Consider the following 1908-nt stretch of genomic DNA (forward strand, 5'->3'; position numbering starts at 1 on the left):
GGTCTCGCCATCTTCATCCAGCGAACGTGGAATCACCCCGTGACTTGCACTGATCACCGTGGCCTGGGTTTCGGTGCTGGTCACCAGTCGATCCAGCCATGGCTCGAAACCGAGGCCGTTCTTGATGATCAGTCTGGCCTTGAGCAGCGCTTTTGCATCGTCCGGTGTCGGCTCGTAGGTGTGAGCATCGGCGTCGGGGCCGACCATGTTGGTGATCTGGATATGCTCGCCACCGACCTGATGAACCATGTCGGCGAGGATGCTGAAGCTGGTGACCACGGGCAGTTTTTCCGCCGCCGATAACGACATCGACAGCATCAGGCTGAACAGCACAAATAGAGCGCGCATCGGGAGACACCTCATTGGGATGTGAGCAAAGGCGGGCGGCACAACAGACCGTGGACCGGTCCGAACACCACGGACAGCAGATAACCGAGGCCGGCAATCAGCACGATGGCCGGGCCGCTGGGCAGCGAGTAGTAGAACGACAGCAACAACCCGAGCCAAACCGAGAGGCAACCGAGGGCGGCTGCGATAGCGATCAGGCTCGGCAGGTGTCGGCTCCAGAATCGCGAAGCTGCAGCGGGAAGCATCATCAGTCCCACCACCATCAAGGCGCCGATGGCCTGAAATCCGATCACCAGATTGAGTACGACCAGGGTCAGGAATACGCCGTGGGCCAGAGGGCCGAGGCGGCTGACGGTGCTCAGGAACAGCGGGTCGAGGGTGTCGAGCAGCAGCGGTTTGTAGATCAGGGCCATGGCGATCAGGCTCAAGGCGCAGACCCACAACATGCCATGGAGTGTCGGTCCGTCCACGGCCAATGCCGAGCCGAACAGCAGGTGCAAGAGGTCGAGGCGTTTGCCGGCGATGCCGAGAATCAGCACACCGCTGGCGAGGGAAATCGGATAGATCGCGGCGAGGCTGGCGTCTTCGCGCAGGCCAGTGCGGCGAGTGATCCACGCCGCGAGGCCGGCCATGCTCAGACCGGCACCGAGACCGCCGAGGGTCAGGGCAGGCAGACTGAGGCCGGCGAACCAGAAGCCCAACGCGGCACCGGGAAGGATGCCGTGGGCGACGGCGTCACCGATCAGGCTCATCCGCCGCAGAATCAAAAACACCCCGAGTGGGGCGACGCTGCAGGCGAGCACCAGCCCGCCGAGCAGCGCACGCCGCATGAAAACGAATTCGCTGAACGGTTGCCAGAAGTGCGCGATGGCAAGCATCAGGCCACCTGCATGTCGGGAGTTTGTTGAATCAGTTCCGTGCTCGCGCCGTACACACATTGGCGATTGTTGATCAGCACTGTTTGAGCGATGTGTTGGCGGACGGCAGCGAGGTCATGGCAGACCACGACGAGGGTTCGGCCTTCGCCGTGCCAGGCGTGAATATGTTCCCAAAGCAACTGCTGGCCGAGTTCATCGAGTGCAGCGTGGGGTTCGTCGAGCAACAGGATCGGCGCGTCGGTCAGGCTCAAGCGCGCGAGCAGGGCACGTTGCAGTTCTCCGCCCGACAGTGCCATCAGCGGCCGGTGGCTGAGTCCACTCAGGTGCCAGTTGTCCAACGCATCGGCGAGTCGCTGGGCACGCAGCTGGGTCGATAATCTACGGCCCCAGAAACCGGCGGCCACCAGTTCGTGGAGGCTGATCGGGAATTGCCGGTCCAGATGCTGTTGCTGTGGCAGGAAGGACAGACCGCTTTGGCGTGGAACACTCAGCGTGACCTGGCCCGCCAACGGCTTTTGTAAACCGGCCATCACTTTCACCAGGCTGCTTTTGCCACAACCGTTAGCGCCAACGATTGCCGTGAGACTGCCATTGTCCAGCTCAAGTGAAAGGGGGGATGTCAGGGGTTGGCCGGGGGCGCCCCACGTCAGGGATTGGCAACGGATCATGCGTGCTCCCGTTG

3 protein-coding genes are annotated in these 1908 nt (G+C 62.5%); all 3 read right to left on the bottom strand.

Annotated features, from left to right (window positions below; translation table 11 throughout):
• Window positions 1-348 (bottom strand): metal ABC transporter solute-binding protein, Zn/Mn family (locus DBR24_RS33165; protein ID WP_256591715.1); only part of this gene is annotated, 348 nt, incomplete at its 3' end.
• An 11-nt stretch (window positions 349-359) separates the two neighbouring features.
• Complete coding sequence (locus DBR24_RS21430; protein WP_128615745.1) at window positions 360-1226, bottom strand: metal ABC transporter permease; 867 nt, start codon at window positions 1224-1226, stop codon at window positions 360-362.
• Window positions 1226-1894 (bottom strand): metal ABC transporter ATP-binding protein, encoded by a 669-nt coding sequence (locus DBR24_RS21435; protein WP_128615746.1) that lies wholly within the window; start codon window positions 1892-1894, stop codon window positions 1226-1228. Before DBR24_RS21435 ends, DBR24_RS21430 begins: the two co-directional genes overlap by 1 nt.
• Window positions 1895-1908 lie beyond the last annotated feature (14 nt).

The sequence above is a fragment of the Pseudomonas sp. HMWF006 genome (assembly GCF_003061205.1).
Classification (GTDB): domain Bacteria; phylum Pseudomonadota; class Gammaproteobacteria; order Pseudomonadales; family Pseudomonadaceae; genus Aquipseudomonas; species Aquipseudomonas monsensis.